The organism is Paenibacillus albidus, assembly GCF_014644435.1.
Classification (GTDB): domain Bacteria; phylum Bacillota; class Bacilli; order Paenibacillales; family Paenibacillaceae; genus Paenibacillus_AQ; species Paenibacillus_AQ albidus.
Genome location: NZ_BMKR01000082.1, coordinates 1 through 6,713, shown reverse-complemented (window position 1 = coordinate 6,713; position 6,713 = coordinate 1). Strand labels below are relative to the sequence as shown.

Here is a 6,713-nt window from a genome sequence, read left to right as displayed (position 1 = left end):
CAGTAGCGCGGGTTTCCTATTTATTAGAAGATAGTCAGGCGCAAGTCTTGCTGGCCAAGGCTGCGAATCTGGGGAAGGTTGATATTCAAGTCGAGACCATCGAGCTTGAGCGAGCAGCAGATATGGCTCAGGAACCGGCAAATCTGGCTCCTATAAACACATCATCCGATTTGGTATATATGATGTACACCTCGGGCTCAACAGGGAAACCGAAGGGGGTCATGGTAGAGCATCGGAACGTTGTTCGGCTGGTTCGGAACACCAGCTATATGATGTTTGAAGAAGGAGACCGTATCTTACAGACGGGGGCCCAAGTATTCGATCCAAGTACGTTTGAAATATGGGGGGCGCTATTGAACGGTCTGGAGCTGTATGTGATCGATAAGTATACATTATTGGATCCGAACCAGCTGGAGAAGATGATTCAGGACAATAGAATTACCATCATGCAGTTAACAACACCTCTGTTTAATCAAATTGCTCGAGATAAATCGCAAATGTTCAGCGGTTTAAAGAGATTGATGGTCGGAGGGGATGTCCTGTCAGCTAAGCGAGTTGCAGAAGTTAAAAAGGCTTGCCCTGGGTTGAAAATAGTAAATGCGTATGGCCCAACAGAAAATACGGTGATTTCAAGCTACTACCTAGTAGATAAGGAGCTGCAGGAAACAAGCATTCCTATTGGTCGGCCGATTCAAAACTCTACCACTTACATTGTCGATCGCTATGGCAAGCTTGCTCCAATAGGTGTGCCGGGAGAGCTTTGGGTGGGTGGGGACGGTGTAGCCAGAGGTTACAAAAACTTGGACGAGCTGACGGCCGAGAAGTTTATTGCCGATCCATTCCAAGAGGGCGGTCGAATGTACCTCACGGGCGATATGGCTAAATGGCAACCGGGTGGAAATCTAGAATTCATAGGCAGAGTTGATAATCAGCTTAAGATTAGGGGCTTCAGAGTGGAGACTGGAGAAGTTGAAAGACAAATTTCAAGTCATGACTTTGTAGATGAGGCAGTTGTCATTGCGAAAGAGCATCAGGATGGCCATAAGTACCTTTGCGCTTATGTTGTTTCCAAGAACGATCTCACCGTGCAGGAGATGAGGGAATATCTCGCAGAGAGACTGCCTGAATATTTGCACCCTACTGGTTATGTATTCATGGACGAACTCCCGCTTAACCAGAACGGAAAAATAAATCGAAAGGCTTTACCGGAACCTGCTGAGACGTTGGACAGAAATCGAGAAATTGTGGCTCCCAAGAATGAAATGGAGAAAAAATTGGTCGAGGTTTGGATGGAAGTACTGGGTGTAGCGACGATTGGGACCGAGCACAATTTCTTTGAACTGGGAGGCGACTCGATTAAGGCTATTCAGGTTACTTCGAAATTAAACAGCCTTGGATATTCGCTGTCAGTAAGGAACCTGCTTTTGAATCCGGAAATTAGTAAGCTAAATAAGTTTATCGAAGAGGGAGATAAAGAGCTTGATCAAGGAATCATACAAAGCGTTGTAGCTCTTGCCCCTGTTCAGAAATGGTTTTTTGAAAGTGACTTTACAGACATGAACCATTGGAATCAGGCGGTCATGTTATATAGACAAGATCGTTTCGACGTTGATATTCTTCGACAGGTTTTTACCGAATTAGTAGAACATCATGATGCTCTGCGAATGGTATATCGCCATAAGGATGAGAAGATTGAACAATATAACCGGGGTTTGGAAGGAAGTTTGTTCGATTTATCAGTTGAAGAAATCCCTGATAGTCTAAGTGCTGACATCACGCTGGCCAATTCAGTCAGACGGATTCAGACCAGTATTGATCTGCAGCATGGACCACTCATGAAGTTAGGACTGTTCAGAATGAGCGATGGAGATCATCTGTTAATAGTCATTCATCATTTAGTCATTGATGGGGTTTCTTGGAGAATATTATTTGAGGACTTAACAACCGGCTATAGACAGCTTCTAAAGAAACAACCTATCCAGTTGCCTAAAAAAACGAATTCTTATAAAGACTGGGTAAGCGGTATCGAGAAATATGCCATTCAAAAGGGCATGAGGAAAGAACAAGAATACTGGGCTAAGATCGAGTCGTCTGTTGTTAAACCGCTTCCTAAAGACGCATATGTTTCAGAAAGAAAAGTGAAGGATAATGCATCCTACAAGTTCAATCTGTCGATGGGGGAAACGATCGATTTGATGACTCGTGCCCATGCAGCCTACAACACAGATATGAATGATCTATTGTTATGTGCGCTTGGAATGGCTGTGAAAAAGTGGACAAAAGAAGATCGTATATTGATACACACGGAGGGACATGGACGAGAAGAGATACTGGGACATATCAACATCAGCAGAACGGTGGGATGGTTTACATCCTTCTATCCTGTCGTTTTGGAAATGGAGTACACCGACGATCTTTCGTACCAAATCAAGCATTTGAAAGAATCGTTACGACAAATCCCAAATAAAGGGGTAGGAAACAGCATCCTGAAGTATATGGCCTTGAGCGAAAATAGGGACCGTTCAAACTTAACGGCGCAAGCGGAGATAGGTTTTAATTATTTGGGTCAGTTCGATACCGATGTAAATACCGACTTATTTGAAATTTCCAAATTGTCCAGTGGTCAGGAGATTAGTCCAAACTCAGAAAGACATATCCCTCTAGATATCACAGGAATGATTGAGAATTCCATGCTAACCATATCAATAACTTACAATGCCAAAGAGTTTAATGAACAAACAATCAAGCAATTTGGCTCTTACTTTAAGGAAAGTTTGCAGGAAATTATTCAGTTCTCTGTAGCCAAACAAACAAAAGAACTTACTCCATCGGATGTAGGGGGAAATGACTTAACTTTGGAGGACTTCGAAGCGATTTCTAGTTTTTATGGATTGTAAGGGAGGACAGGGGAAATGATGATGAACCATGGTTTGGAAATGAAAAGCATTTATAATTTGAGTCCAATGCAGCAGGGGATGTTGTTTCATTCAATAATGAATCCGGAATCGGCTTCTTATTTCCAGCAATCTTCTTGCAGAATCAACGGAACGTTGGATGTAGACATACTTGAGCAGAGCTTGAATATCTTAGTTGATAAACATGATGTGCTGAGGACTAATTTTTTGTATGAAAAATTAAAATATCCAAAGCAGATCGTGTTTAAGAAAAGACCACTGAATATTATGTATCATGACATTTCAGGTCTGGAACTGTCAGAAAAGCAAGCGTACTTGGAACAGTACAAAAATATAGATAAAACAAAAGGCTTTGATCTCGCTAGAGAAGTTCTGTTAAGAATGTCCGTTATTCAATTGTCCGATGACCAATATGAATTGATATGGAGCTTCCACCATATCATTATGGATGGGTGGTGCCTGCAAACCGTTATTCAGGAGATTTTCGAAGCTTATAACAAGCTTAAACGGAACGAGCCTGTTGTCTTTGAAGAAGCGTATCCATATTCAGACTATATCAGTTGGCTGGACCAGCAGGACTATGAGGAAGCACGCCATTTCTGGAAGCAGTACCTTGATAGTTATGAGACGAGAGCATCTTTGCCTAAATCGAGCATTGAGCAGGTCAATATTTCCTATAAGTTAGAGGAAACGGTTGTGAAATTGAGCAAAGACGTAACCGAACAACTGAAGAGTATTGCGAGAGATAACCATGTTACGGTTAACTCGATTTTGCAAACGGCATGGGGCGTTTTATTATCTAAATACAATAGGACGAACGATGTTGTGTTTGGCGTGGTGACTACGGATCGTCCAACGGAAATTAAAGGCGTAGATAAGATAATTGGACTATTTATTAACACGATTCCCGTTAGAATTAACTTTGCACAAGAGGATGCTTTCTCAGAAGTGGTAAGGATGGTTCATCAGTCGTCCATCGAAAGGCAAGGCTACGGTTTCTTTCCACTTGCGGATATTCAGTCTTTATCTTCAATGAAGCAGGATCTGATAGCTCATCTGTACACTTTTCAAAACTTTGAAAATAATTCATTAGCCTTACTGGAACAAGACGATTTCCGGATGGAAGAGTCTAACGAGTTTGAGCAAACAAATTATGATTTTAACATTACAATTATTCCGAATGACGCATACGAAATTCGATTTGAATACAATGCATATGTTTACGAACACTCGACCGTCGAGAAGATTGCAGGGCATTATCAAAATATTCTTCATACAGTTAGTGTGAACCCATCTATACAAATGGAAGAAATCGGTCTTCTTACTAAAGAAGAAACCGGCCAAATTTTAGATGACTTTAATAATACACAGATGAATCTTTCTCCAAGTATAACGGCATTACAGCTGTTTGAAGAGCAGGTTGAGAGTACACCGGATCATATAGCAATTGTGTTCGAAGACCAACAAATGACTTATCGGGAATTGAATCATAAAGCCAATCAGTTAGCTGGGGTATTGAGAGATAACGGGGTCAAACCGGATGTTCTGGTAGGCATTATGGTTGAACGTTCAATGGTAATGATTGTTGCTATTATAGGTGTAATGAAAGCCGGCGGCGCATATGTACCTATTGATCCGAGTTATCCAGAAGAACGAATTAAATATATGTTGGAAGACTGCGGAACTACACTACTGCTTACGCATAGGCAGCACTTCAGTCTAGTTCCTTTCTCCGGGATAAAACTAAACTTAGACGATGAGGGACTTTATAGCGGCAGTAAAAATAATTTGGAGCGTGTTACAAAACCTAACCATTTAGCTTACGTGATCTATACTTCCGGTTCTACGGGCAAGCCTAAGGGCGTCATGGTCGAGCATTCCAGTTATATAAGCATGGCTTTCGCTTGGAAGATGGAGTATCATTTAGACCGTTTCCCTGTGAAATTGCTGCAGTTAGCCAGCTTCTCTTTCGATGTATTTGCTGGAGATATTGCCCGCACCTTACTGTTTGGAGGCCAGCTTGTAATATGTCCTAGTGATACCAGACTGGACATTCCAGGTCTGTACGAGCTAATCAATAAGTACAGCATTAATATTTTTGAATCTACGCCTAAATTAATTTTTCCGCTTATGGAGTATGTCTATGAGAACAAATTTGATGTTTCCTTTATGAAGCTATTAATTTTGGGCGCAGATATTTGCCAGCTCAGTGATTTCAAAAAGTTATTACAGCGGTTCGGACATCTAATGAGAATTATCAACAGCTATGGAGTAACCGAAGCAACGATAGATTCTACTTACTACGAAGAGAAGGTGGAAGCCCTTCCGGAAATCGGTTATACACCAATCGGGAAGCCCCTGCCTAATGTTCGAATGTATGTTTTAAACGCTGACTTGCAGCTTCAGCCAGTTGGTGTTGTTGGGGAGTTATGCATTGCGGGTATAGGAGTAGCTAGAGGGTATCTTAACAAACCGGAGCTGACGGCAGAAAAGTTTATTGCAAGTCCGGTAGTCCGCGGGGAGAGAGTGTATCGAACCGGGGATATGGCCAGATGGCTACCAGACGGAAATATTGACTTTTTGGGACGAATTGATCATCAGGTGAAAATTCGTGGCTTTCGTATAGAAATGGGCGAAATTGAAAGTCAATTGCTTCTCCATCCAAAAATTCAGCAAAACGTGCTGGTTGTTAAGGAGGATGGTGCGGGAGACCCCTTTTTGTGCGCTTATATGGTTTGTACACAAGATATGACTGTGGCTGATATAAAAGACTATTTATCACAATATTTACCTGACTATATGATTCCTTCAAGCTATATATTTATGAAGGATTTGCCATTCACGCCAAACGGAAAAGTGGACCGAAAAGCGTTGCCGGAGCCGGAACAACCTGAATATTCTAGGAAAAACTATATAGCGCCACAGCATCCTATTGAGAAGAGACTAGCTGAGATATGGGGAGATGTGCTAGATATTTCAAGAGTAGGATTACTAGACAATTTCTTTAGTTTAGGCGGACATTCCTTAAAAGCGATGACGCTTGCGGCTCGAATAAGTAAGGAACTACAGACGAAGCTATCCCTTCGTGATATTTTTAAAGCTTCGACGTTGAACGAAATGGCGAACCTTATTCGTTCATCAAATGAAAGTATATGCGCTTCAATTGAGCGGGTCCCTAAAGCGGACTATTATCCACTTTCTTCCGCACAAAAGAGACTGCTCGTTTTGAATGAAATCGAACAGGCTGGAACGACTTACAACATGCCATTTCTATTAAAGCTGGAAGGAGAATTCGATCATGGTCGGCTTGAACAAGCATTTAAAGCGCTTGTGCAAAGGCACGACGCTTTCCGAACTTCTTTTGCAATTATAGACGGTGAACCACTACAGAAGGTACATGACTCTATTCAGTTCAATGTAAACTATTTGGTGCTTCAGGATGAGTCGGAACTTGAGCAAGTTATAATTGATTTTGTTACTCCGTTTGATTTGCGTCAAGCCCCGCTCATTCGTATAAGTGTAGCTAAGGTGAGACAGGGAACCCATTATTTGATAGGGGATATGCACCATATTATATCTGACGGCACTTCGGAAGGCATTCTGGTGGATGAATTCACGAAGGTATACAACGGCGAGAGACTGAATGATTTAAGCATCCAGTATAAGGATTATGCGGTATGGCAGAACCAAATAGTTCGGGATGGAGCCGTTAAAGAGCAGGAGAAGTACTGGATGAAACAATTTGAAGGCGAGCTGCCGGTATTGAATCTGCCGACGGATTATCCAAGACCCCAATTG

At 41.9% G+C, this 6,713-nt stretch carries 2 protein-coding genes; both read left to right on the top strand.

Annotated features, from left to right (window positions below):
* Positions 1–2,897: non-ribosomal peptide synthetase (locus IEY53_RS34365; protein WP_189032800.1), on the top strand; the 2,897-nt coding region annotated here is incomplete at its 5' end.
* 15 nt (positions 2,898–2,912) lie between these two features.
* A partial coding sequence (locus tag IEY53_RS34360; RefSeq protein WP_189032798.1) for a non-ribosomal peptide synthetase occupies positions 2,913–6,713 on the top strand: 3,801 nt, incomplete at its 3' end.